Origin of the sequence: Ruegeria arenilitoris, from assembly GCF_013032445.1 — a bacterium.
Classification (GTDB): domain Bacteria; phylum Pseudomonadota; class Alphaproteobacteria; order Rhodobacterales; family Rhodobacteraceae; genus Ruegeria; species Ruegeria arenilitoris_F.
Window position 1 is genome coordinate 1 of the sequence record NZ_WQCA01000019.1, and the last position, 22,776, is coordinate 22,776.

A 22,776-nucleotide genomic window follows, 5' to 3' on the forward strand; every position below is an offset into this window, starting at 1 on the left:
GTGCCCAAGGAGAGACTCGAACTCTCACGATGTTGCCATCGGGGGATTTTGAATCCCCTGCGTCTACCATTCCGCCACTTGGGCCACGAACACTGGATTAGCGTTCATGACCGGGAAGGTCCAGAGGCAAAAACCAACCCAAATCCGTTTTGTTTTCACAGCGGTGGTTGACGCCTCAACAGGCGCGTGGTTTGGCTGGCGCAACGTTAGAACAGGATTTTAACACCGTATGTTACGATCGCTTTATGACTGGACCATTCGTCTGGCCGAACATCCGCATGCCCTATGGGCGTTGGCTTTTGTGGCCTTTATCGAAAGTTCGGTCTTTCCGATCCCACCGGATGTGCTGATGATTCCGATGATCCTGGCCCGTCCGTCGCGCGCGTGGTTGATTGCAACGGTTGCTTTGGCTGCCTCGGTTCTGGGGGGCTTGTTGGGCTACGCCATCGGCGCCTTCTTTTACGAAAGCATCGGCCAGCCGATTCTGGAATCTATGGGTAAGGCGCACGCCATGGAAGAGTTCAACACCCGCTTTAACGATTTCGGTTTCTGGGCCGTACTGGGGGCCGGTGTCACGCCCTTCCCCTACAAGGTCATCACTATCATGTCGGGATGGACCGGCATGCCGCTGGGCACCTTCATTGCAACATCTATTCTCGCCCGCGCGCTACGGTTTTTCCTGGTCGCCGGGTTGCTTTGGAAATTTGGTGAACCGATCCGTGACTTCATTGAAAAACGTTTGGGCCTGATGTTCACTCTGTTCGTCATTCTGCTGTTTGGCGGTTTCTTGGTGGTGAAATACCTATGACACGCAAAAACATTTTGGTCCTGATCGCGAGCTGCGGTTCATTGGCGTTGCTGCTTGGGGCATGGGGCTTTCAGCATCTCGGTGGCATGGCGCCCTGCAAGATGTGCATCTGGCAACGGTATCCGCACGGCGCGGCCATCCTGATCGGCGCTGTGGCTTTGGCGCTGCCGCGTGTGAACCTGCTGCCCCTGCTGGGCGCGCTCGCTGCGCTGACGACAGCAGTCATCGGTGTGTACCACGCCGGGGTCGAGCAAAAATGGTGGGAAGGCCCCACAAGCTGCACATCCGGAGATATCGGCGGCCTGTCGACCCAGGAGTTGATGGACCAGATTATGTCCGCGCCGCTGGTGCGTTGCGATGACATTCCTTGGCAGATGATGGGCATTTCGATGGCTGGCTGGAACGCCATCCTGTCGGGCGTTCTGGTGCTGGTCTGGATCGCCGCGTGGCGGGTGGGCCGTTAGAACTCGTCCAGTTCCGCATCCCAATAAAGAAAGTCGATCCAGCTGTCATGTAGGTGGTTCGGCGGGAACTTGCGCCCGACATTACGCAGAGCTTCAGCATCCGGTTGGCGCGGTGGTTTGCGCAGCGTCATCCCCGCCTGCCGCAGCGATTTCGAACCCTTCTTCAGGTTACAGGGACTGCACGCCGCCACCACGTTCTGCCAGCTTGTCACGCCGCCAGCGGCACGCGGCACCACATGGTCAAAGGTCAGATCACCCTTGCTGCCACAGTACTGACACCGGAATTCGTCCCTCAAGAATAAATTAAAGCGCGTGAAGGCCACGCGCTTTCTGGGTTTTACATAGTCTTTTAGAACAACGACCGACGGTATTCGTATCTCGGTACTCGGGCTTCGGACGACCTCGTCGTACTCGGCCACAATGTCCACCCTGTCTAGCCAGGCCGCCTTGATCGCCTCTTGCCACGGCCACAAGGAAAGCGGGTAATAGGACAAGGGGCGATAATCGGCGTTCAAAACCAATGCCGGATGATGCTTAAGCGCACCGGGTTCCCTGACAAATTCGGTCCTGAAGTCTCCATCCATATCAGAATCGCTCCTCGCTCTGCTCTGCCCGTTTTTGACATCAGAGCGGGGAACACCCGCCCCGGCCTTAACTTAACTATATATCGTGTTAAAACTCTGACAAGCCCTGAGTTTCCACAATATCTCGGGTATTGGGTAAGGCGAATCCGTAACATTTGCGTGACAGTTATCCACAGGTTGCACCGGTGTGGTCTGCGGGCTATGGCGTGGGACATGAGCTGGTTCATCCGATTCAACAAACCCTTTGACGTGCTGCCGCAGTTTACCGACCGCGCCAATGCGGAGTCGCCGCGCAGCACTTTATCAGACTACATCGACCTGCCCGGTGTTTATCCGGCAGGGCGCCTGGACCGGGACAGCGAAGGGTTGATGCTGCTGACCGATAACGGGCGACTGCAAGCTCAGATATCCGACCCCCAGCACAAAATGCCCAAAACCTATTGGGTGCAGGTCGAGGGTCTGCCGGATGCCGCAGCCCTGAAAGCCCTTCGTGACGGGGTTGAGTTGAAAGACGGAAAGACGCGCCCCGCCAAAGCCCGGCTGATGGATGAGCCCGAAGGCCTGTGGCCGCGCAATCCACCGATCCGGGAGCGCCAGACAGTAGCCGACTGCTGGATCGAACTGACACTGCGGGAAGGGAAGAACCGTCAAGTGCGGCGGATGACGGCAGCCGTGGGCCACCCAACCCTGCGCCTGATTCGCGCCCGGATTGGCGACTGGTCGTTGGAGGGGCTGGAACCCGGTCAATGGGACAGCCTACCCGCACCGGCCTTGAACTCCGCACCACAACGCAAACGGGACCGCCGACCGCGCCGGTGACAAAAACCGCGTGTTGTGATAGGTTTAGGGTATGAAAGTGACTCCGGACATACCCTCACCTGCCGGTATCCTCGAAGCTGCGCTCTATGTCGATGACCTGGACGCGGCAGAGCAATTCTACGGCGACGTTCTGGCGTTGGAGAAAATCCAGCGGGTGGCGGACCGGCACGTATTCTTCCGTGTAGGTGCCTCGGTCCTGTTGCTGTTCAATGCCGAGGAGACTGAGAAACCGCCGATCAACCCCGACCTTCCAGTTCCACCCCACGGAGCACGCGGCCCCGGTCACGTCTGCCTTATCCTGACGCGGGCGCAGATCGACGTGATGCGTAAACACCTTTTGGATTGGAACATTCCAGTGGATGCCGAATTCGACTGGCCGGACGGTGCACGCTCGCTTTACGTTCGCGATCCATCGGGTAACTCGGTCGAGTTTGCCGAAGGACATCTTTGGGACTGACAGATCTGACCGTCCCTTATCGGTCAGAGGGCGGTGTTTGCTCGTAGATCAAGCCGTTTCGAGATCCGATCAACCGGTGTGCCATTCCGCAGCGGCACGCCATAGGCGACCGAATAGTCCTGAAATCCCATCTTGTCATAGTAACTCAGCCCCTGCCTGTTATCGGCTCTGATCGTTGCGTTGATCGCATTCAAACCCAGTCCGGCGGCGAATTTCGAGGTCTCAGAGAACAGCGCACGTCCCACCCCTTTCAAGGGCGGCTCCCTACGCGCGAATGTGGCGATGTCTGCACAATCCTCGGGCAAAGCGTCATGAGCTCCCAGCCATTGGAAACCTGCCACTTCGCCCTGATCGTCTAAGGCGACGTGGCAGCAAATGATGTCCGTTCCATTTAAGTAGCTCTGCGCGAACAATGCCTCCGAAAAGGGGATTTCAAACGCGGTCGTACCCCCGATCTCGATGATATCATTCAGGATGCGGCACGCAGTGCTGACATCTTCGGGCATCATGGGGCGGACAGCGATCATGGCTATAGGCTCAGCTTGTCGCGCATGAACGCCAGTGCGACGCTCAGGCCGTCGGGCGCGATGCCGTGACCGGTGCCCTTCATCACATGCGCGTAGATTTCCTTGAAATCCGCCGCCTGCAGGGCTTCGGCCGCCTCGGGCAAGGATTGCGGCGGAACAACATCGTCAGCGTCACCGTGCACTAACAGGATCGGCATCCGGCTGACGGTTTCATCGGGCAGCAGATCGGGCTCAAGCAACCGGCCCGAAAACGCGACGATCCCGGCAACCGGGTCTTCGCGACGCGGGGCGACGTGCAAGCTCATCATCGTGCCTTGCGAAAAGCCGAACAGCACCACCTGTTCGGGCAACACGTCTTCGTCCACCATCAGCGCATCGAGGAAGGCGTTGAAATCATCGGCAGCCATCTCCATGCCGCGGCGCGCTTCTTCCTCGGAGGAACCGTCGATCCACGGGATTGGAAACCACTGGAAACCGTTGGGCATTCCTGGGATCTGTTCGGGCGCGTCGGGGGCGACGAACAACGTATCCGGCAGGTGCTCCCCCAGCGGATCGGCCAGCCCCAACAAATCAGCGCCATTGGCCCCATAGCCGTGCACGAACACCACGACCGAGCGTGTATCGCCCGAAACCGGCTCTTTTCGGAGCGCATTCAAAACTCGAGTCATCTGATCCCTTCTCGTTCTTTGGCCACCCGGTAATAGGCCCACAGCACCCGCGCCGCAACCGACCGCCAGGGCGACCAGGCCTCGGCCATCTGCCGTAGTTCCTTATCGGTCGGGCGTTTGGGCAGGTCATAGAGAATCCGCGCGGCCTCTTGCAGCGCAAGGTCGCCCGGAGCGATTACGTCAGCGCGGCCCAGTGAGAACATTGCATAGATCTCAGCGGTCCAGACGCCAATGCCCGGCACTTCGGTCAATGTGGCGATAACGTCAGCGTTAGGTGCATCACGTAAAGTCTTGTAATCAATGCGCGCTTCGGCCAGTGCGCGAGCATAGCGGATTTTCTGGCGGCTCAGTCCCACGGCCCGCAAGTCGTCATCCGTGGCCCACATGATCTTGCGTGGGCCGGTCAGTTTTGCCTCCTGCAGCCGCTTCCAGATCGCATTGGCCGAGGCCACGCTGACCTGTTGGCTGACAATCGCACTGAGAAGCTGGGCAAACCCGTCCGGGCGGCGGCGCAAGGGCAACGGTCCGGTTTGCTCCATCGCATAAGCCATGCGCGGGCAGGTTTCGGCCAGCCACGCCGCCCCTTCCGACACACATTCGTTGGTTTCGATGATACGTCCGACGGACATGCGCGCTCCGGGCTGATGCTCACACGCACGTTAGGCTGCTTTGCCGCATATGCAACCCGCTTGTGCGGCTACGTTTTCGCGGATACCCATGGGCCCATGACACAGACCGCCACCGCCCCGGACAACAGACAGGCCAAACGCAACGTCGCCGTATTGGTGGCAGCACAGGCCGTGCTGGGGTCGCAGATGCCGATGATCTTCATTGTTGGCGGGCTTGCGGGGCAGTCACTGGCAACTAATCCCTGTCTGGCCACCCTGCCCATTTCGTTGATCGTTCTGGGCTCGATGCTGGCGGCCACGCCGATTTCAGCGATCATGCAGCGCTGGGGTAGACGCACCGGGTTTCTGGTTGGTGCCACGGCGGGTGCTTGCGGCGGTCTTGTTGGTGCGTATGGGCTGTATCTGGGTTCATTCCCGATCTTCCTTCTGGGCAGCCTCCTGACCGGCATCTACATGAGCGCGCACGGATTCTATCGCTTTGCCGCCGCAGACACCGCATCGGACGCGTTCCGCCCAAAGGCGATCTCTTATGTCATGGCAGGCGGTCTCGCTGCGGCGATCATCGGGCCGCAGATCGTCAAGCTGACCTCGACCGCCTATGTGATCCCGTTTCTCGGCACGTACATGGCGGTGATTGCGCTGAATGTTTTCGGCTCGGCACTGTTCTTTTTCCTCGACATTCCCACGCCCGAGGCCCCCAAGGCAGACGCACCCCACGGGCGAACCCGTCTGGAAATGCTTAAGACCCCGCGTATCGCCGTGGCCATCATCTGCGCTATGGTGTCTTACGCGCTGATGAACCTTGTGATGACCTCGACCCCGCTGGCGGTCGTGGGCTGCGGGTTCAGCGCCAATGACGCCGCCGACGTGGTCACCAGCCACGTGTTGGCAATGTATGTACCCAGCTTTTTCACCGGGCAGCTCATCGCGCGCTTTGGGGTTGAGAAAATCGTAGCCCTCGGCCTTGCCATATTGGCTGGCGCGGGTGTGGTTGCCCTACAAGGCGTCGAGTTGGGCAATTTCTTCGTCGCCCTCATCCTGTTGGGGATAGGCTGGAACTTCGGCTTTATCGGCGCGACCACTATGCTGGCCGCTTCGCACGACGTGAACGAACGCGGGCGGATGCAAGGCCTGAACGACCTGCTGGTGTTTGGCGGCGTCACGCTTGCGTCGCTGGCATCAGGCGGGTTGATGAACTGCTCGGGCGGTTCCGCGGTCGAGGGCTGGACGGCGGTCAACCTCGCCATGATCCCGCTGCTGACACTGGCGGGCGGTGCACTGTTGTGGCTGGTCCTGAAACCGTCCGAGGTGGAAACGGTCTAGGACCTACCAACGCCCGCTGGCCACCCTCAACATCAACGACAGCCTGCGCCGAATTTCGCCCTGCGCTAAATCCCCAGCAGCCACACGATCCGGGCGTGCCGCGGCCTGACGCAAAACCCATTCCGCCTGCCACCCGGCAAACAGCGCAGGCCGCGCATCTGCCGAAACACCGGAGGCGTTGGAACGCGCCTGCTGAACCCGGTCCAACGCCTTTTGCGCCAGCGCCTGCACACCTTCGAATGTGCCAACCAGCAAGGGGATACGGCCTCGCGCCTCAAGACCAGGAATGGCCCGCAGCCAATTCGCCACGCCGACGCCATAGCCAAAGTCGCGCAGAACGCCCTCATCCGCAGCGCCCAAAACCTGCGCCGTCGCAACCATCAGCGACCCGGCCGAGTGGTTGATATAGGCGTCGAAATGCGCCTCATCCTCAAACGGATCGCGGTAAATGTCCCAACGCCTGACGGCGACATACTCATCGAGCATAGCAGCCAGATGCGGCGACAGAACTTGCGACAAGGGCGTCACGACCTCGTGCCGGCGTGCGGGCTTACCCTCGGCAATCTCCTGCAGCGCATCGCGCCACCATTGCAGCCGCATCTCGGCGATCATCACCTCTTGCGTGACCCAAGGGGCGCGCGCGACCTCGACATTCAGTGCGTACAGTGGAAACAACAGCGGCCGCGCCGCAACGGGAGCCGCCATCACCGCCATGAACCGATCGGGATCAGCGCGATGCACCAGTTCCGCGCAGGCTTTGACGTCGTCGTCGAATTCTACGGTCACTCGGCCACCGCCGCTTTTGGCCCGCAATCGCGCACCAATTTCCACTGGATCGCGTCTAGTAGTGCCTCGAACGAGGCATCGACTATGTTCGCGCTGACGCCCACGGTCGACCAGCGCCGCCCCTGCCCGTCTTCGCTGTCGATGATGACGCGGGTCACCGCCTCGGTCCCACCCTGGGTGATGCGCACCTTGAAATCGACCAGCTTCATATCGGCCAGAACCTGTGAGTACTGTCCCAGATCCTTCGCCAGTGCCTTGGCCAGCGCGTTCACCGGCCCCCGGTCGCTGCCATCCTCATCCAGCGACTCACTGACCGACAGCTTCTTTTCCCCGTCGACCTTAACAACAACCACAGCCTCGGACAGGCTGACCATCTTATTGTACTTGTTCTTGCGCCGCTCGACGGTCACCTTGTAGCGCTTGACCTCAAAGAATTCAGGCAATTGACCAAGTTCATCCCGCGCCAGCAACTCGAAGCTGGCCTGAGCAGTGTCATACGAATACCCCTCGGCCTCACGCTGCTTGATCCGGTCCAGAATACGCCCCAGCGCCGGGTCGTTTTTCTCGACGACCAAACCGGCCTCGGTCAGACGTTTGCGCAGGTTCGACTGCCCTGCCTGGTTCGACATCGGAATGATCCGCGCGTTCCCGACCGAACCCGGATCAACATGTTCATAGGTCGATGGGTCCTTGAGGATCGCGCTGGCGTGCAGCCCCGCCTTATGGGCAAAGGCCGAGGCTCCGACATAGGCCGATTGCTTGCTGGGCACCCGGTTCAGGATATCGTCCAACATTCGGCTGATGCGCGTCAGACCACCCAAAGCCTGCAAGTTGACGCCGGTCTCAAAACACGAAGCATAGGGCTCTTTTAACAGCAATGTCGGGATCAGAGCGGTCAGGTTGGCGTTGCCGCAACGTTCTCCCAACCCGTTCAGCGTGCCCTGAATCTGCCGCGCACCGGCATCGACAGCCGCCAAAGAACAGGCGACTGCATTCTCGGTGTCGTTATGGGTATGAATGCCCAACCGATCCCCGGGCAGCCCGGCGGCAATCACCTCTGAAACGATCCGCGACACCTCAGCCGGCAGAGCGCCACCATTGGTATCGCACAGCACGACCCAGCGCGCGCCTGCGTCCAGAGCGGCCCGACACACCTCAACCGCATAACCGGGATTGTCCTTGTAGCCGTCAAAGAAATGCTCGGCATCGAACAGAGCCTCGCGCCCCTGCGCCACGATATGCGCGACCGAAGCGCGGACGTTCTCGACATTCTCCTCCAGCGAGATCCCCAGCGCATGGGTGACGTGATAATCATGCGATTTGCCGACCAGACATACGGCCTGCGTCCCCGCATTCATCACCGCGGCCAAAACGTCATCATTCTCGGCAGACCGGCCCGATCGCTTGGTCATCCCAAACGCGGTCAGACGGGCGGACGTCTTTGGTGCAACCTCAAAAAACGCGCTGTCCGTCGGGTTCGCCCCGGGCCAGCCACCCTCAATATAGTCCACGCCCAACTCGTCCAGGGCCTGCGCGATCTGCACTTTCTCAGCGGTCGAGAACTGAACGCCCTGCGTCTGCTGCCCGTCCCTCAAGGTCGTGTCGTAGAGGTAGAGACGTTCCTTTGACATCAAACCTCCTCCAGCTTGGCCGCGTCGAACCCGGCGCTTGGCACCAGTTCGACCCCATCCTTGCTCATACGAACTTCCAACCCGGCAGCCAGATACGCCGCTTTCAGGCGGTCCACTTCGGAAAAATCCTTGCTCTGCATCGCAGTGACCCGCGCATCCGCCAGCCGGTCCGCATGAGCGGACAAGTCCACCGAAGCTGTATCCGCCCAAGCGCCCATCTCGTCAGACAAGAGACCCAACAACTGCGCACTCGCCAGCAGCCCCGCCGCATCTCCATCCGCAGCCAGACGGTAAAGCTCGGTCAAAGCGCCCGCCGTGTTCAGGTCGTCACTCAGCGCAGCGACAACTGTGGGCGCCGCGCTGGCGGCGGGCTCTATGCCCGCTGTCATCGCCCGCCACTTGCGCAGCGTCACCTCGGCCTCGCGTGCCTTCTTCTCAGTCCAGTCCATCGGCTTGCGATAATGGGTCTGCAGGAAGACAAAGCGGATCACCTCCCCCGGAACACCCTGCTCCAGCAGATCGTGAACGGTGAAGAAATTGCCAAGCGATTTTGACATCTTCTTGCCTTCGACCTGCAGCATCTCATTGTGCAACCAGACGCGTGCGAACTCCCCTTCGGGATGGGCGCAGCAGCTTTGGGCGATCTCGTTTTCATGATGCGGGAACATCAGATCGTTGCCGCCGCCGTGAATGTCAAAGCTGTCGCCCAACAGCTCATAGCTCATGGCCGAGCATTCAATGTGCCACCCCGGACGCCCCCTTCCCCAAGGGCTGTCCCATCCGGGGAGATTATCAGTCGAGGGTTTCCACAGCACGAAATCCATCGGGTTCTTTTTGTAGGGCGCAACCTCAACCCGCGCGCCTGCGATCATGTCATCGACAGACCGACCGGACAAAGCGCCGTATTTCTCCTTCCAACTGTCCACGGCGAACAGAACATGGCCTTCGGCTGCGTACGCGTGTTCCTTCTCGATCAAACCTTCGATCATCGCGATCATCTGATCGATATATTGCGTGGCGCGCGGCATCTCATTCGGCTCCAAAGCCCCAAGCGCGCCCATGTCATGCAGATACCATCCGATTGTCTCGTCCGAGCGCTCCTGCACCAATTGCTCCAATGTGCCCACGGCCCCGGCCTGCTGACGCGCCAGAGCAGTCGCGTTGATCTTGTCATCCACGTCGGTGAAATTGCGCACATAAGTCACGTGATCTGCGCCGTAGGTGTGCCGCAGCAAGCGATAGAGCACATCAAACACCACCACCGGCCGAGCGTTACCCAAATGAGCACGATCGTAGACGGTGGGCCCGCAGACATACATCCGCACATTTTCGGCGCTGATCGGAACGAAATCCTCTTTCGTCCGCGTCCGGGTGTTGTGCAGTTTGATCTTCGTCATCGGTCGGCTCCTAAAAACAGCGTGGCTTCTCGCGTTGGCGCGGGCTTAGCAACTTGTCTCAGGGATGAAAACGAAAGAAACCGGCCCGCTTGATAAATCAGCAGGTAATGCAGCAGATAATGATGCAGGACTTCCGGTTCATACCGTTCCAGTACCACGCGGATCGCTTTGCGCCAAGCCCCCAGTTCCGAGCCCACGGTCACCGATTGACATTCCCGAACGCCTCTGGCCCAGTCTGCGCAAGACATCAGACGGAGACGGACCATGAAATTGTCACAGCGCATCACGCATCTGACCGAAGGCGGCAGTGACGGTTGGGATGTGTTCTATCGCGCCCGCCAGATGATCAGCGACGGCTATGCAGTGACCGAACTGACCATCGGCGAACATGACATCCGCACCGATGCATCGATCCTTGAGGCGATGGACTTGTCTGCCCGGCAGGGTCACACCGGTTATGCCATGGTTCCCGGCACCGATCTGCTGCGCGACACAGTCGCCGCCCGGTTGCGAGCTCGCACCGGTATCCCCACCACGCGCAACAACGTATTGATAACGCCCGGCGGGCAATCGGCGCTGTTTGCAGCCCATGTCGCGGTGTGTGATCCCGGTGATGTGGGGCTGTATCTCGACCCCTATTACGCCACCTATCCCGGCACAATCCGGGGCGCCGGAGCCGTGGCTCGATCGATCCAGACCACCGCCGAAAACGCGTTCCAGCCCCGCGCCGAGCAGATCGAGGCCGCTGCCGATGGCGCAGTGTCCTTGCTGGTCAACACGCCGAACAATCCTACAGGCGTGGTGTATTCCCGGCAGACCCTCGAAGGGATCGCCGAGGTGTGCCGCCAGCGCGATCTCTGGCTGATTTCCGACGAGGTCTATGACACGCAAGTCTGGGAAGGCGAACATATCTCACCCCGTACCCTGCCCGACATGGCCGAACGAACGCTGGTTGTCGGTTCGATGTCGAAATCCCACGCGATGACCGGGTCCCGCTGCGGCTGGATTGTCGGCCCGGAAGAGGTAATCTCGCATCTGATCAACCTCGCCACAAACACAACCTATGGCGTACCGGGATTTATTCAGGACGCGGCCAGTTTCGCACTGAACGCGGGCAATGATCTGGAGGAGCAGATCGCCGAACCCTTCCGCCGACGCCGCGCGCTTGCGGTTGGTATTCTCGACGCGCAGAACACCATCGAGATGGTTCCGGCGCAGGGAGCGATGTACCTGATGTTGGATATCCGAGCCACCGGGCTCAGCGGGGATGAATTCGCCAACGCCCTGCTCGATTCCCACGCGATCGCAGTGATGCCGGGTGAAAGTTTCGGGTCAGCCGCCGCGGGTCATATCCGCGTGGCTATGACCATCGATGACGAAAGGTTCGCAAGCGCTCTTTCCACAATCTGTACCTTTGCGGCTGAATTAGCTGAACATCACGCCGTCGTCAGTTGACCGGCTTCAGAACCGGAAAGAGGTACGAAGGTTGAACACATTCGACCCCAAACCGCCTTCCGTGCGGGTGACATCGTCAAAATTCTGACGCAACGCTTCGCCGCTGATCACCAAGCGATCATTTATGGGATAGGCAACACCGATTCCGTAAACCGCAGCAGTGTCGTTGTCGACCGAGGCATCCAATCTGGCTGCGCCAACGATTACGTACCCCAAAGCTCCACCGAAGTCGTAACCACCACGCAGTTTCAGACGGGTCATGCTGTCTACGCTGCCTTCGCCATCACTGAGGTCGAATGAAAGGCGATTATATTCAAGCTCACCGCCCAGAACAAAGTTGCCGAAATCTCGGTCATACCCGATATGAGGGCCAAAGGCCGTATCGTTACCGCTCGACCCGTTCGGGCCATCGGCTTCCGCATACCCAAAGCTAAATCCGGCATAAGCCCCGGTCCAATCCTCAGCCATTGCCGGGGTTGCGATGCTCGCCACCAAAACAAAACTGAGGGCCTTAAGGGCTTTCATAAATTTCTCCTACCGGACCTTTTGCCAAAGCAGTTGGTCGATCGGGTTACCTTAACTTAGAAACCTGGCTCACGATCATTAAGATTCAATTGAGATCACGAACCACTCTTAAATAAGTGAAGGAACTATAACAGATTTCTGCCTTAGCGGGAAAAAACTTTGGAACCAGAGAAAACGCCGTGACACCCGCACAACAGTTTCGCTTTTGAACTCTCAGGTCGCAAACAGGACAGAAAGCAGCTGTGCACATCGGAATACTGATCGTCAAAACGCGAGGACAGATGCAAAGCGACGTTTGGAAAATTCGGCTGATCAGCCGCACCATCGGTGCGGATCGTGGTCGTGCAGCACGAGGGCGACCAACAAAGGCGTGAATACCCCTCACTCCTGACGCCTTTTCTATTGGATTCTGACCCATGAACGATCAAACCCGTACCTCTTCCCGCAGCGGCGGACGCGCCGCGCGTCGTGCTGCCCGTGCCACCGCCCTTCCTGAACATTTGCGCCCCATCCGCCCCGGCATGGAGGGAGGTGTCCTCAATGTTCTGACCCAGGCACAGATCGAACGCATTCACGAGGCCGCGTTGACCGCGTTGGAGACCATCGGTCTGGCCGACGCACCGCAAAGCGGTATCGATTACCTTGTCGGTGCCGGTTGCACGTTGGGCGACGATGGACGAATTCGCTTTCCCCGCGCCCTGGTCGAGGACACGATCGCGAAAGCAAACCGCTCGGTCACCCTGTACAGCCGTGACGGAAAAACCGACCTGGACCTGTCTGGTACCAAGGTCCACTACGGTACTGCAGGTGCGGCCGTCAGCATGGTTGACGTTCATGGGAATGAATATCGCGATTCCACGGTTCAAGACCTGCATGACGCATCCAGAATCTGCGAGCAGCTTGAAAACATTCACTTTGTCCAGCGTCCGATGGTTTGCCGAGACATTCCCGACAACCTGGAAATGGATCTGAACACGATTTACGCCGCATGTTCGGGCACATTCAAACATATCGGCACATCCTTCACCGAACCTCACCACGTGGCCCCGGCGATGGAGATGATCTACATGATCGCCGGTGGTGAAGATAAATACCGAGAGCGTCCGTTCGTATCGAACTCGAACTGTTTTGTCGTGCCGCCGATGAAATTCGCAACGGAAAGCTGCGAGGTTATGGAACTGTGCATCAAGGCCGGGATGCCGGTTCTGTTGCTGTCGGCCGGGATGGCGGGTGCGACCGCGCCCTCAACAATCGCCGGAGCGATCACCCAAGCCACGGCAGAATGCCTGGCGGGATTGGTTTATGTAAACGCCGTAAGTCCCGGTGCTCCTGCGATTTTTGGCACATGGCCCTTTGGCCTGGACCTGCGTACCGGCGCCATGTCGATCGGGTCCGGCGAACAGGCCTTGCTGACCGCAGGCTGTGCCCAAATGCACCGGTTCTACGACTTGCCGGGCGGTTCAGCCGCTGGTGCATCCGATTCGAAGATGCCCGACATGCAGGCGGGATGGGAGCAGATGTGCTCGAACGTCATGGCCGGGCTGTCGGGTGTGAACATGGTATACGAAGCGGCCGGTATGCACGCCTCGTTGCTGGGGTTCTGTCTGGAAAGCCTCATCCTCAGCGACGACCTGATTGGTCAGGCGCAGCGCTGCGTACGTGGAATTGAAGTGACCGACGAAACTCTGGCGCTCGACCAGATCGCAGAAGTCTGCATGGGCGGGCCGGGTCATTATCTTGGCACCGATGCAACGCTGAGCCGGATGCAGGCGGATTATGTCTATCCAACCTTTGGTGACCGCACCTCACCCAAGGAGTGGGCAGAACTGGGCAAACCCGACCTGATTGAAAAGGCAATTAAGCGGAAGGAAGAGATCCTGTCGACCCCGTCCCCGGCCCGGTTCGATCCGCTGCTGGATGCCGAACTTCGTGAAAAGTTCAACATTCACCTCAGCCAATAAAGCATTGTAAAAGCGGCCAGAAAACATCTGGCCGCTTTCTATTTCGGGGTTAGCCGTCGGTCGCCGGCAGCAAACCTGCTTCCTGTGCCACGGCAATTTCGGCCTCATCCAGCGCACCGTCACCATTTGCGTCCATCGCCGAGAAACCATCTGCGTCAACGTCGGGCAGAACGGCCTGAACTTCTTCGATTGTCAGTACACCATCGCCATTTGCATCAGCCGAGGATTGTGCGACGACCAGCGTCGGAAATCCAAGTGCAATGGCAGAGATAACGGCCAGAGTTTGCGGTTTCATTGTGATGCCTCCTGATTGAGCTTTTTGCGTGTTGTCGTCCGGACAGCATTAGAAACACCCGAGCCTGATCCGCTGTCACCCGTTTTAAGTGTTTTCAGCGTTTTCGCGCCAATCTCCGCGTGTTTTAAAGAGTCGTGTCTGCGGGCGCCCGCCGGAAAAAACGCCCCTGTCGCATCTCGGCAAGTCTTGCCCGACGCGAGATGCAAAATCCGGCAAAGCTCTGCTCAAATTCCCGATGAAGCTTTCGCAAAAAGAAAGGGGGCCGAAGCCCCCTGTCAGTTTCGCCTTCCAGGCTCATTTCGTTGACCGCCCGGTGTTTTTTTGCCTGCGGCCTGGACTGCGCATGGGACGAGCGCACCCGCCCCGTGAAAGAGTGGGAAAGAGCATATATTCCGCCCCACCCTGTTCCCGGCCGACACGGGCATGTCGACCGAGTGGAGCGAGGCATCGATGGTAAGTCTCAGCACCTTGCTCCGTATTCGTCGGGGTCGGTTACTTAGGCAGCGTTCCGACCCCTACGCCCCGGGTTGCCGGGGCGTTAGTTTTAGCTACATCCGCTGGTCGCGCCGCAGGTGTTGCATTTCATGCAGGTGCCGTTGCGCACCAGCGTGTAGTTTCCGCATTCGCCACAAGGATCACCCTCATAGCCCTGCATCTTGGCCTTGGTCCGCGCGTCCATTCCGGTAGCAACCGCTGTTTCAGCAACAGGCGCTTCAAAGGTGGGCGCGGTTTCGGCCATGCCGTTCACCTCGGCCTGACCGCCATTGAAGACCATCAGGTCCTGCGGCAAACGCTTGCGAAGATATCCGGTCGAGCTGATTTGTTTCAGCACTTCCAAGGACTTGGTCGCCGCGCTGTCACTGATTTCCGAGACATTGGACAGACCGTCTTCCTCCCCGCGGCCCAGATCGTCGAAGGTTGCGCCTTCGGGCTTCACATGGGCCAGATCGGTGCGGTCCAGATAGGACACGGCCAGCTCGCGGAAGATGTAATCCAGGATCGACGTCGCATTCTTGATCGAGTCGTTGCCTTGCACCATTCCAGCCGGTTCGAACTTGGTGAAGGTGAAGGCATCCACGAATTCTTCCAGCGGCACGCCGTATTGCAGGCCAACCGACACCGCGATGGCAAAGTTGTTCATCATCGCCCGGAAGCCAGCGCCTTCCTTGTGCATGTCGATGAAAATCTCGCCCAGCTTGCCGTCTTCGAACTCACCCGTGCGCAGATAGACCTTGTGCCCACCCACGATCGCCTTCTGGGTATACCCCTTGCGACGATGCGGCAGTTTCTCGCGATGGCTGCGGATGATTTCCTTGACCACAACCTTTTCGATCACCTTCTCGGCCAGAACGACGGCTTTTTCTTGCGCCGATCCGCTTTCCAACACTTCTGCCGCTTCGTCATCATCCTCGACTAGCGCTGCTGCCAAAGGCTGCGACAGTTTCGAGCCGTCACGATAGAGCGCGTTGGCCTTCACACCCAGCGACCAGCTGAGTTCGTATGCCTTCTGGCAATCCTCGATGGTCGCATCGTTCGGCATGTTGATCGTCTTCGAGATCGCGCCCGAGATGAAGCTCTGCGCCGCCGCCATCATGGTGATGTGGCTATCAACCCCAAGGAAACGCTTGCCTTTTTTACCGCATGGGTTGGCGCAGTCGAAGATCGAATAGTGCTCTTCCTTCAGATGCGGCGCGCCTTCCAGCGTCATGGTTCCGCAAACGTGGTCGTTGGCCGCGTCGATATCCGCGCGGGTAAAGCCCAAATGGCGCAGCAGGTCGAAGGTCGGGTCATTCAGCTTGGTCGCCGGAATGCCCAGTACGCCGGTGCAGAAATCCTCGCCCAGGGTCCACTGGTTGAAGACGAACCGGATGTCGAAGGCGCTTTCCAGCGCGGCATCCACCTTGGCCAGCTCGTTGGGGCCAAAGCCATGACCGGTCAGCGAGGTGTGGTTGATCCCCGGTGCGTTGCCGATGGTGCCGTGACCAACGGCGTAACCCACGATCTCTTCGATCTGAGACGAAGAATACCCCAACTTCTCCAGCGCCGACGGCACCGAGCGGTTGATGATCTTGAAGTAACCGCCACCGGCCAACTTCTTGAACTTGACCAGCGCAAAGTCCGGCTCAATCCCCGTTGTGTCGCAATCCATCACCAGGCCGATGGTGCCGGTGGGCGCGATTACAGTCGCCTGTGCGTTGCGGTAGCCGTTCTTCTCACCAAGGCTCAGCGCCTCATCCCAAGCCGACATGGCCAGATCGATCAGACGCTTGTCCGGGCAGTTGCCGTGGTCCAAAGGCACCGGCTTGACGGCCAGTTTCTCATAGCCTTCGGTCACACCCTGCGAGGCGCGGCGATGGTTGCGGATGACGCGCAGCATGTGATCCGCATTCCGTTCGTACCCCTTGAACGGCCCCAGCTCACCAGCGATCTCAGCCGAGGTCGCATAGGCCACACCGGTCATGATCGCGGTCAGCGCGCCACAGATCGCCCGGCCCTCGTCCGAGTCGTAGCTATAGCCCATGTTCATCAGCAGGCCGCCGATGTTCGCGTAACCCAGACCAAGCGTACGGAAGTCATACGACAGCTGCGCGATTTCCTTCGACGGGAACTGCGCCATCGTCACCGAGATTTCCAGTGTCAGGGTCCACAGACGCGAAGCGTGCATGTAGTCCGCGGCCTGGAACTCACCATCCTTGAGGAAGGTCAGCAGGTTCATCGATGCCAGGTTACAGGCCGTGTCATCAAGGAACATGTATTCCGAACATGGGTTCGAGCCGCGAATCTCACCATCTTCGGGGCAAGTGTGCCATTCGTTGACCGTGTCGTGGAACTGGATGCCGGGATCGGCGCAGGCCCATGCGGCGTGGCCAACCTTTTCCCACAGATCGCGCGCCTTGACGGTCTTGGCGACCTTGCCGTCGGTGCGGTTGATCAGTTCCCAATCAGCGTCCTTTTCCACAGCCGTCAGGAACGCGTTGGTCACGCGGATCGAGTTGTTCGAGTTCTGCCCCGAGACCGAGCTGTAGGCTTCCGAATCCCAGTCCGTGTCGTAGGTGGGGAATTTGATGCTGTCGTGGCCTTGCTTGGCGTAATCCAGAACGCGCTTGATGTAAGTTTCGGGGATCGCAACTTTTTTCGCCTCACGAACCGCCTTTTTCAGGCTGTCATTCTTGTTGGGATCATACGCTTCGTCCTGCGCACCGTCCCAGCTGCGGATGGCCTCGAAAATGCCGTTCAACATCTTCTCGTGCATCTTGGATCCGGCAACGATCGAGGCCACCTTCTGCTCTTCGATCACCTTCCATTCGATGAATTGCTCGATGTCCGGGTGATCTGCATCGACGATCACCATCTTTGCTGCTCGACGGGTTGTCCCGCCTGATTTGATCGCGCCAGCGGCGCGGTCGCCGATCTTGAGAAAGCCCATGAGGCCCGAGGACTTGCCGCCACCCGACAGCGCTTCGCCTTCTGCACGCAGATGGCTGAAGTTGGTCCCGGTACCCGAGCCGTATTTGAACAGGCGCGCCTCGCGCACCCACAGATCCATGATGCCGCCTTCGTTCACCAGATCATCATCGACCGACTGGATGAAGCACGCATGCGGCTGCGGATGTTCGTAAGCGGATTTCGATTTGGTGAGCTTGCCGGTCTTGTAGTCGACATAGTGGTGTCCCTGCGCAGGACCGTCGATGCCATAAGCCCAATGCAGACCCGTGTTGAACCACTGCGGGCTGTTCGGAGCAGCGCGCTGGGTCGCTAGCATATAGCGCATCTCGTCAAAGTAAGCGCGCGCGTCTTCCTCGGTCGAGAAATAGCCGCCTTTCCAGCCCCAGTACGCCCAGGCACCTGCCAGACGATCAAACACCTGCTTCGATGATGTTTCCCCCCCGAACTCAGCGCCTTCTGCGGGAACCGAGCGCCACAGGAATTCGGGAACGTCCTTCTCTTTGACCTTTTTCAGAGCGGACGGGATACCAGCCTTGCGGAAGTATTTCTGCGCGATGACGTCACTTGCCACCTGGCTCCACCTGGCGGGAACTTCAATTTCGTCGAGGCGAAACACAATTGTACCGTCCGGGTTCCGGATTTCCGAAGTCGCAGACACAAAGTCCAGATCTGCGTAAGCGTCCTGCCCCGATTTGGTGAATTTCCTGTCAATCTTCATGTCCGCAGCCCTAGATTCAATCAACTTGTCCGTTGGCATCAGGGGCGTTTCACCAAACCTTCAGCCGTGCCAGAAAAATTGGACGCAAACAGCCGGGCGCTGAGTTTAACAGCGCAGAACCGACCAAACGGTTGCACGTATAATAGATGTGCTTTCCGACCCTCGCCCTGTGCCTTGTCCTAGTTTTCTACCAGATTTAGTGGCACTTCTTTCGGCCCATACAACTTGGCGTATTCAGCCATAGATCGTCAACGTCATTTTTCAGTCAATTTCAAAATCTTTTATATTGACCTGAGAGTTCCGGGCTTCCGCCAATTGTCGAGGCGCGATTCCTCCACAGGGTCATCCACTTCCCCGAGCAGTTGAATTGAGAACGTTTCATCCAGATTAACTGTTTTTATCAGCACAGTTATCGGCATTTGATAATCTCGATGTAAGGTGGGTAGACCGAGCTAGAATCGGGACGCCATCCCTCGGTGAGGTGGATAAGTAGTTTAATGTTCAAAACGAGTTCTTGAAGGGGTCAGGTCCAATGTTGGTATATCGCTTTCTTCCCATAATGGCGCTGACCGTGGCCTGTACACCACAAGATTTGCCCCATCCAACGCGCAGCGCTCAGTTTGAAAGATACCCTGATCGTCTCTTTAGTACATTCGAAACCCAATGCACGGGGCCTGGCGAGCAGTTCGAGAAAGTCGGGAATCGGGTGTTCGAATGCACCGAGTTACTGCCACCCGACACTACGGCATTTCTGATTCTCAACTACGACGGTTATCCGCAGGACCTGCCCAAAAGCGTCATGCGTATGACGTCGACCAAAAATACATCGGGCTACCGTGTGGATGCTGAGTTGTTCTTCAACGTACCGCAGAAGGCAGGCCCCGCGGTGAAGGTGCCGGTGGAAAGCAAAGCGCTGGATCAGGCGCTCGGCGAGCTGTTCCAGAAGATGGGTGGTTCACCGACATAAAGGAAAGAAGTGGTCGGGGCGGCAGGATTCGAACCTACGACCCCCTGTACCCAAAACAGGTGCGCTACCAGACTGCGCCACGCCCCGGACCGTGCGCCTTCCTAACGATGCCGATCTGATTTGAAAAGCCCTAACAGGGCCAAATTGCGGGACCTTGCGAAAAAATATTGTGCTGCATCTGGGTTCCCGGAGTGATCAGATAGCGAGCCGCCAGCCCCGCGTTGATTTCCAGTACTGCAAACACCGAATCGCCACCATCAATCGGGGTTTCCTCGCCCGGAACTGCATTCTCGTGGACATGTGTCACCAAACCCGTGCGATCCAGGAAAATGATGTCTAAGGGAATCAGCGTATTTTTCATCCAGAACGCGACCCGTTGAGGCGGATCGAACACAAACAGCATTCCAGAACGTTGTGACAACGACTCGCGGAACATCAATCCGCGCGCACGCTCCTGCGGGCTAATCGCTAGCTCAACATTGAAGGAAATCTGCGTCTTGTCGTTGCGCAGCCCAACACGCTCATCTCGGCAGGCCGCCTGTGCATCCCCGGTCCAAAGCGCTGAAAAAACTGCAAGAACCGCGAAAAGTCTGGTCATAAGTTATCAGTCGTCCAATGCCGCTTCCCAGGCCATGACCTGAGCGGCCATACGCCCGCGTTTCCCGTCGATAACGCGCATCGCCAACGCCTCACCCGGTTGCAAGTCCGCAAGACCGGACTGGCGCAACACTTCGATATGCAGAAACACATCCTCGCCGCGCCCAAAAACGTTGGCAAAACCAAATCCCTTGCCTTTATCGAACCATTTTACCCGAGCCGCTTCCAGCGGTGCCTCGGCGATCACAACCGGATCAAGCTCGGCAAAATCCGCCAGCATCATCGAGTCGGTCCGTACGGGTGGGTCAACGCTGATGACTTCAACCGCCTGAACACCGCGATCGGTGCGGTGCGTCATGATCTCAATCCCAGCTCCGTCCGCGACAGAGCTTTGACCGAAATTGCGCAACACGTTCACATGCAACAGAATATCCGGGCCGCCTTCGTCAGACACAACGAACCCGTACCCTTTGGCAGGGTCGAACCATTTTACGTGTCCACGGACGCGGTACATGTTGTTCAGATCTTCTGGCACGGTTTTCCCATCGCGAATTTTAACAGTTCGTTAAGGGTCCGATGTGTATGGGATTGACACGCAAATTCAAGCTGAAAAAAACCTTTGTTTTCTGCGTGTTGCATTTCACGATACGCGAACGTCATGGATTCAACCTCTGCACTTCCCACGCCGAACCTACCTGATCCCTACGCCACTGAAACCTGTCGTGCAGTCGAAACGCACCGTCGGCCCAAAACTCAATTTCAGTCGGCACAAGCCTGTATCCACCCCAGAACGGCGGCCGCGGTGGATTCGGCCCTAATTTCGCGGTCACCTTTGCAACTTCCGCCATCAATGCGGACCGGCTGCTGAGAGGCTGGGATTGCCTTGAAGCCCAAGCCCCCAGACGGCTTTTTAACGAGCGGGACGCATAGTATTCATCAGCCTGCGGCCCGTTTTCCCGAGTTATTGTACCACGAACTCGGATTTGCCGCCGCAATGATTTCCAATGCATGACAAAAGCCGCCTTACCAGCCGAGTCGAGCTCGACCGCTTTGGTGCTTTCGTAGTTGGTGTAAAACACAAAGGCATCGGGCTCGATCTCTTTCAACAGCACCATGCGTACATTCGGCATGCCGTCCGGGTCCACGGTAGCCAACGCTATTGCGTTGGGATCATTCAATTCGCTGTCTTTGGCCTCGGCCAACCACCGACCCGAAATTTCAAACGGATCAGAGCCGGCAAAAATGCCACCTCGCTCGATCATTTCCATCCCCCGGAAACTTTTGTTAACTACCCTAGGGCGAGAACCCGCTGTGGGCAAGAGTTCGTGGCCTTGAAGCAGCGCATCCAATGGCATAAACCAACTCAACATGACGCGAAGACAGGCGGAGAACCGAACATGTCAAATCAGTTGATGGCCGGAAAGCGCGGCCTCATCATGGGACTGGCCAATGATAAATCGATCGCATGGGGAATTGCCCGCGCTTTATCCGAAGCCGGAGCCGAACTTGCCTTTTCCTATCAGGGCGATGCTCTGAAAAAACGTGTCGATCCGTTGGCGGCACAACTGGGCAGCGAAATCGTTTTGCCCTGCGATGTAAGCGACGAAGCGTCGATTGATGCGCTGTTCTCTTCACTGGAAGAGAAATGGGGCAAGCTGGACTTCATCGTTCACGCGATCGGCTTTTCCGACAAGAACGAGCTGCGCGGTCGCTATGTCGACACCAGCCGCGCGAATTTCAAGCTGACCATGGACGTGTCGGTCTATTCCTTCACCGCTGTAATGCAGCGCGCCGAAAAGATGATGTCCGAAGGCAGCAGCGCCGTTACCCTGACCTATTACGGCGCCGAACAGGTGATGCCGCACTACAACGTGATGGGCGTTGCCAAAGCCGCGCTGGAAGCTTCGGTCAAATATCTGGCTGAGGATCTGGGCAAGGATGGTATCCGCGTAAACTCTATCTCGGCTGGCCCGATTAAGACCCTCGCCGCCAGCGGCATTGGCGACTTCCGCTATATCATGAAGTGGAACGAGTATAACTCGCCCCTGCGCCGCAACGTGACCATCGACGATGTGGGCAAGTCGGCGCTGTATCTGCTGTCTGATCTCAGCAGCGGCGTCACCGGTGAGAATCTGCACGTGGATTCGGGCTATCACATCGTCGGCATGAAGGCCGTCGATGCCCCGGACGTTGAAAAGGGTTGATTCAATGAGCGCCAAAGACCGCCTGCCCCACGAAAAAGGCTTTCACATCAGCTGGGACCAGATTCACCGCGACTCGCGCGCTTTGGCGTGGCGCTTGGACGGGCAAGGCCCCGATGACGGCGCATGGCGCGCCGTTGTCGCCATCACGCGTGGCGGCATGGCCCCCGCGATGATTGTCAGCCGCGAGTTGGACATCCGCACCGTGGATACGATCAGCGTGCGATCCTATCACCATCAGTCGCAGGGTGAAGCCGAGGTGCTGAAAGCTCCCGACGCCGATCTGATGGGCGATGGTGAAGGCGTTCTGATCATCGACGATCTGGTCGACAGCGGCAAAACGCTGGAACTTGTACGCGCGATGTACCCCAAGGCGCATTTCGCCACCGTCTACGCCAAGCCTAAAGGCCGCCCGATGGTGGACACATTCATCACCGAGGTCAGCCAGGATACGTGGATCTTCTTCCCGTGGGATATGGCCCTGCAATATGTTGAGCCCTATCGCGGCACCGACTGA

General features: G+C 58.4%; 24 protein-coding genes and 2 tRNA genes. 10 read left to right on the forward strand and 16 right to left on the reverse strand.

All coding sequences use genetic code 11. The features are described from left to right. Position 1 precedes the first annotated feature (1 nt). A tRNA-Leu gene (locus GOW98_RS20895) sits at positions 2-84 on the reverse strand. Between the two features lie 145 nt (positions 85-229). On the opposite strand from GOW98_RS20895, the gene GOW98_RS20900 reads away from it, so the two are divergent. Beyond that, positions 230-808: a YqaA family protein gene (locus GOW98_RS20900; protein ID WP_170335680.1), complete on the forward strand. Its 579-nt coding sequence runs from the start codon at positions 230-232 to the stop codon at positions 806-808. Beyond that, entirely contained in the window at positions 805-1,272 is a 468-nt protein-coding gene (locus GOW98_RS20905; protein ID WP_170335682.1) for a disulfide bond formation protein B, read from the forward strand. The genes GOW98_RS20900 and GOW98_RS20905 overlap by 4 nt, the downstream gene beginning before the upstream one ends. Here GOW98_RS20905 and GOW98_RS20910 read toward each other — a convergent pair. Beyond that, on the reverse strand, positions 1,269-1,856 hold the full coding sequence (locus GOW98_RS20910) for an HNH endonuclease (protein WP_170335684.1): 588 nt from the start codon (positions 1,854-1,856) through the stop codon (positions 1,269-1,271). The genes GOW98_RS20905 and GOW98_RS20910 overlap by 4 nt on opposite strands. Before the next feature lie 213 nt (positions 1,857-2,069). Here GOW98_RS20910 and GOW98_RS20915 point away from each other — a divergent pair, with 213 nt between their 5' ends. Together GOW98_RS20915 and GOW98_RS20920 are read left to right on the forward strand one after the other, a co-directional pair. Further along, positions 2,070-2,675 (forward strand): rRNA large subunit pseudouridine synthase E, encoded by a 606-nt coding sequence (locus tag GOW98_RS20915; protein ID WP_170335685.1) that lies wholly within the window; start codon positions 2,070-2,072, stop codon positions 2,673-2,675. Positions 2,676-2,706: 31 nt separating this feature from the next. Then, complete coding sequence (locus GOW98_RS20920) at positions 2,707-3,132, forward strand: VOC family protein (protein WP_170335687.1); 426 nt, start codon at positions 2,707-2,709, stop codon at positions 3,130-3,132. A 23-nt stretch (positions 3,133-3,155) separates the two neighbouring features. Here GOW98_RS20920 and GOW98_RS20925 read toward each other — a convergent pair whose 3' ends face one another. Genes GOW98_RS20925 through GOW98_RS20935 form a run of 3 tightly spaced genes read right to left on the reverse strand, consistent with a single transcriptional unit; the run spans position 3,156 to position 4,956 of the window. Continuing rightward, on the reverse strand, positions 3,156-3,659 hold the full coding sequence (locus GOW98_RS20925) for a GNAT family N-acetyltransferase (protein WP_170335690.1): 504 nt from the start codon (positions 3,657-3,659) through the stop codon (positions 3,156-3,158). 2 nt (positions 3,660-3,661) lie between these two features. Further along, entirely contained in the window at positions 3,662-4,327 is a 666-nt protein-coding gene (locus tag GOW98_RS20930) for an alpha/beta hydrolase (RefSeq protein ID WP_170335692.1), read from the reverse strand. Then, entirely contained in the window at positions 4,324-4,956 is a 633-nt protein-coding gene (locus tag GOW98_RS20935) for a DNA-3-methyladenine glycosylase family protein (RefSeq protein ID WP_170335694.1), read from the reverse strand. The genes GOW98_RS20930 and GOW98_RS20935 overlap by 4 nt, the downstream gene beginning before the upstream one ends. A gap of 96 nt (positions 4,957-5,052) precedes the next feature. Between GOW98_RS20935 and GOW98_RS20940 the strand changes: the two genes are divergently transcribed. After that, the gene (locus GOW98_RS20940; RefSeq protein ID WP_170335696.1) at positions 5,053-6,279 is read left to right on the forward strand and encodes an MFS transporter; all 1,227 of its coding nucleotides are present in this window, start codon (positions 5,053-5,055) and stop codon (positions 6,277-6,279) included. A gap of 3 nt (positions 6,280-6,282) precedes the next feature. Here the strand turns inward: GOW98_RS20940 and GOW98_RS20945 are convergent, their stop codons facing one another. From GOW98_RS20945 to GOW98_RS25585, 4 genes are read right to left on the reverse strand one after another with little or no spacing between them, the layout of a single operon-like run. Continuing rightward, a complete protein-coding gene (locus tag GOW98_RS20945) occupies positions 6,283-7,065 on the reverse strand; it encodes a squalene/phytoene synthase family protein (RefSeq protein WP_170335699.1) in 783 nt (260 codons plus the stop codon). After that, on the reverse strand, positions 7,062-8,696 hold the full coding sequence (gene cimA, locus GOW98_RS20950) for a citramalate synthase (protein ID WP_170335700.1): 1,635 nt from the start codon (positions 8,694-8,696) through the stop codon (positions 7,062-7,064). The genes GOW98_RS20945 and cimA overlap by 4 nt, the downstream gene beginning before the upstream one ends. Continuing rightward, positions 8,696-10,093: a cysteine--tRNA ligase gene (gene cysS / locus GOW98_RS20955; RefSeq protein ID WP_170335702.1), complete on the reverse strand. Its 1,398-nt coding sequence runs from the start codon at positions 10,091-10,093 to the stop codon at positions 8,696-8,698. Before cysS ends, cimA begins: the two co-directional genes overlap by 1 nt. Beyond that, complete coding sequence (locus GOW98_RS25585) at positions 10,090-10,296, reverse strand: hypothetical protein (protein WP_217359673.1); 207 nt, start codon at positions 10,294-10,296, stop codon at positions 10,090-10,092. The genes cysS and GOW98_RS25585 overlap by 4 nt, the downstream gene beginning before the upstream one ends. 61 nt (positions 10,297-10,357) lie before the next feature. Here GOW98_RS25585 and GOW98_RS20960 point away from each other — a divergent pair, with 61 nt between their 5' ends. After that, the gene (locus tag GOW98_RS20960) at positions 10,358-11,548 is read left to right on the forward strand and encodes a pyridoxal phosphate-dependent aminotransferase (protein WP_170335704.1); all 1,191 of its coding nucleotides are present in this window, start codon (positions 10,358-10,360) and stop codon (positions 11,546-11,548) included. 6 nt (positions 11,549-11,554) lie between these two features. Here GOW98_RS20960 and GOW98_RS20965 read toward each other — a convergent pair whose 3' ends face one another. Then, positions 11,555-12,073 carry an outer membrane protein gene (locus tag GOW98_RS20965; protein WP_170335706.1) on the reverse strand — a complete coding sequence of 173 codons (519 nt, stop codon included), beginning with the start codon at positions 12,071-12,073 and terminating at the stop codon, positions 11,555-11,557. Between the two features lie 416 nt (positions 12,074-12,489). Between GOW98_RS20965 and GOW98_RS20970 the strand changes: the two genes are divergently transcribed. Then, positions 12,490-14,034 (forward strand): trimethylamine methyltransferase family protein, encoded by a 1,545-nt coding sequence (locus GOW98_RS20970; protein WP_170335708.1) that lies wholly within the window; start codon positions 12,490-12,492, stop codon positions 14,032-14,034. A 49-nt stretch (positions 14,035-14,083) separates the two neighbouring features. Here the strand turns inward: GOW98_RS20970 and GOW98_RS20975 are convergent, their stop codons facing one another. Further along, positions 14,084-14,329 (reverse strand): hypothetical protein, encoded by a 246-nt coding sequence (locus tag GOW98_RS20975; RefSeq protein WP_170335710.1) that lies wholly within the window; start codon positions 14,327-14,329, stop codon positions 14,084-14,086. Between the two features lie 544 nt (positions 14,330-14,873). Further along, on the reverse strand, positions 14,874-18,494 hold the full coding sequence (locus GOW98_RS20980; RefSeq protein WP_170335712.1) for a vitamin B12-dependent ribonucleotide reductase: 3,621 nt from the start codon (positions 18,492-18,494) through the stop codon (positions 14,874-14,876). Positions 18,495-19,026: 532 nt separating this feature from the next. On the opposite strand from GOW98_RS20980, the gene GOW98_RS20985 reads away from it, so the two are divergent. Continuing rightward, positions 19,027-19,461, forward strand: a complete 435-nt coding sequence (locus GOW98_RS20985; RefSeq protein WP_170335715.1) for a hypothetical protein — start codon at positions 19,027-19,029, stop codon at positions 19,459-19,461. 10 nt (positions 19,462-19,471) lie between these two features. Here GOW98_RS20985 and GOW98_RS20990 read toward each other — a convergent pair. From GOW98_RS20990 to pdxH, 4 genes are all read right to left on the reverse strand, one after another. Further along, a tRNA-Pro gene (locus GOW98_RS20990) sits at positions 19,472-19,548 on the reverse strand. Between the two features lie 43 nt (positions 19,549-19,591). Beyond that, complete coding sequence (locus GOW98_RS20995) at positions 19,592-20,059, reverse strand: DUF192 domain-containing protein (protein ID WP_170335717.1); 468 nt, start codon at positions 20,057-20,059, stop codon at positions 19,592-19,594. A 6-nt stretch (positions 20,060-20,065) separates the two neighbouring features. Further along, on the reverse strand, positions 20,066-20,572 hold the full coding sequence (locus GOW98_RS21000) for a cold-shock protein (RefSeq protein ID WP_217359677.1): 507 nt from the start codon (positions 20,570-20,572) through the stop codon (positions 20,066-20,068). A gap of 142 nt (positions 20,573-20,714) precedes the next feature. After that, the gene (gene pdxH / locus GOW98_RS21005) at positions 20,715-21,320 is read right to left on the reverse strand and encodes a pyridoxamine 5'-phosphate oxidase (RefSeq protein WP_170335787.1); all 606 of its coding nucleotides are present in this window, start codon (positions 21,318-21,320) and stop codon (positions 20,715-20,717) included. Positions 21,321-21,455: 135 nt separating this feature from the next. Here pdxH and fabI point away from each other — a divergent pair, with 135 nt between their 5' ends. Continuing rightward, a complete protein-coding gene (fabI, locus tag GOW98_RS21010; RefSeq protein ID WP_170325040.1) occupies positions 21,456-22,262 on the forward strand; it encodes an enoyl-ACP reductase FabI in 807 nt (268 codons plus the stop codon). Between the two features lie 4 nt (positions 22,263-22,266). Further along, positions 22,267-22,776: a xanthine phosphoribosyltransferase gene (gpt, locus tag GOW98_RS21015; RefSeq protein ID WP_170335721.1), complete on the forward strand. Its 510-nt coding sequence runs from the start codon at positions 22,267-22,269 to the stop codon at positions 22,774-22,776.

What these genes read in the sequence shown, in the direction of transcription:
- gpt (WP_170335721.1), top strand. Translation starts at nt 22,267, where the DNA reads ATGAGCGCCAAAGACCGCCTGCCCCACGAAAAAGGCTTTCACATCAGC.
- GOW98_RS20980 (WP_170335712.1), bottom strand. Translation starts at nt 18,494, where the DNA reads ATGAAGATTGACAGGAAATTCACCAAATCGGGGCAGGACGCTTACGCA.
- GOW98_RS20935 (WP_170335694.1), bottom strand. Translation starts at nt 4,956, where the DNA reads ATGTCCGTCGGACGTATCATCGAAACCAACGAATGTGTGTCGGAAGGG.
- GOW98_RS20940 (WP_170335696.1), top strand. Translation starts at nt 5,053, where the DNA reads ATGACACAGACCGCCACCGCCCCGGACAACAGACAGGCCAAACGCAAC.
- fabI (WP_170325040.1), top strand. Translation starts at nt 21,456, where the DNA reads ATGTCAAATCAGTTGATGGCCGGAAAGCGCGGCCTCATCATGGGACTG.
- GOW98_RS20965 (WP_170335706.1), bottom strand. Translation starts at nt 12,073, where the DNA reads ATGAAAGCCCTTAAGGCCCTCAGTTTTGTTTTGGTGGCGAGCATCGCA.
- GOW98_RS20960 (WP_170335704.1), top strand. Translation starts at nt 10,358, where the DNA reads ATGAAATTGTCACAGCGCATCACGCATCTGACCGAAGGCGGCAGTGAC.
- GOW98_RS20930 (WP_170335692.1), bottom strand. Translation starts at nt 4,327, where the DNA reads ATGACTCGAGTTTTGAATGCGCTCCGAAAAGAGCCGGTTTCGGGCGAT.
- GOW98_RS20975 (WP_170335710.1), bottom strand. Translation starts at nt 14,329, where the DNA reads ATGAAACCGCAAACTCTGGCCGTTATCTCTGCCATTGCACTTGGATTT.
- cysS (WP_170335702.1), bottom strand. Translation starts at nt 10,093, where the DNA reads ATGACGAAGATCAAACTGCACAACACCCGGACGCGGACGAAAGAGGAT.
- GOW98_RS20920 (WP_170335687.1), top strand. Translation starts at nt 2,707, where the DNA reads ATGAAAGTGACTCCGGACATACCCTCACCTGCCGGTATCCTCGAAGCT.
- cimA (WP_170335700.1), bottom strand. Translation starts at nt 8,696, where the DNA reads ATGTCAAAGGAACGTCTCTACCTCTACGACACGACCTTGAGGGACGGG.
- GOW98_RS20905 (WP_170335682.1), top strand. Translation starts at nt 805, where the DNA reads ATGACACGCAAAAACATTTTGGTCCTGATCGCGAGCTGCGGTTCATTG.
- GOW98_RS20925 (WP_170335690.1), bottom strand. Translation starts at nt 3,659, where the DNA reads ATGATCGCTGTCCGCCCCATGATGCCCGAAGATGTCAGCACTGCGTGC.
- pdxH (WP_170335787.1), bottom strand. Translation starts at nt 21,320, where the DNA reads ATGATCGAGCGAGGTGGCATTTTTGCCGGCTCTGATCCGTTTGAAATT.
- GOW98_RS20915 (WP_170335685.1), top strand. Translation starts at nt 2,070, where the DNA reads ATGAGCTGGTTCATCCGATTCAACAAACCCTTTGACGTGCTGCCGCAG.
- GOW98_RS20970 (WP_170335708.1), top strand. Translation starts at nt 12,490, where the DNA reads ATGAACGATCAAACCCGTACCTCTTCCCGCAGCGGCGGACGCGCCGCG.
- GOW98_RS20900 (WP_170335680.1), top strand. Translation starts at nt 230, where the DNA reads ATGTTACGATCGCTTTATGACTGGACCATTCGTCTGGCCGAACATCCG.
- GOW98_RS20910 (WP_170335684.1), bottom strand. Translation starts at nt 1,856, where the DNA reads ATGGATGGAGACTTCAGGACCGAATTTGTCAGGGAACCCGGTGCGCTT.
- GOW98_RS20995 (WP_170335717.1), bottom strand. Translation starts at nt 20,059, where the DNA reads ATGACCAGACTTTTCGCGGTTCTTGCAGTTTTTTCAGCGCTTTGGACC.
- GOW98_RS21000 (WP_217359677.1), bottom strand. Translation starts at nt 20,572, where the DNA reads ATGTACCGCGTCCGTGGACACGTAAAATGGTTCGACCCTGCCAAAGGG.
- GOW98_RS20985 (WP_170335715.1), top strand. Translation starts at nt 19,027, where the DNA reads ATGTTGGTATATCGCTTTCTTCCCATAATGGCGCTGACCGTGGCCTGT.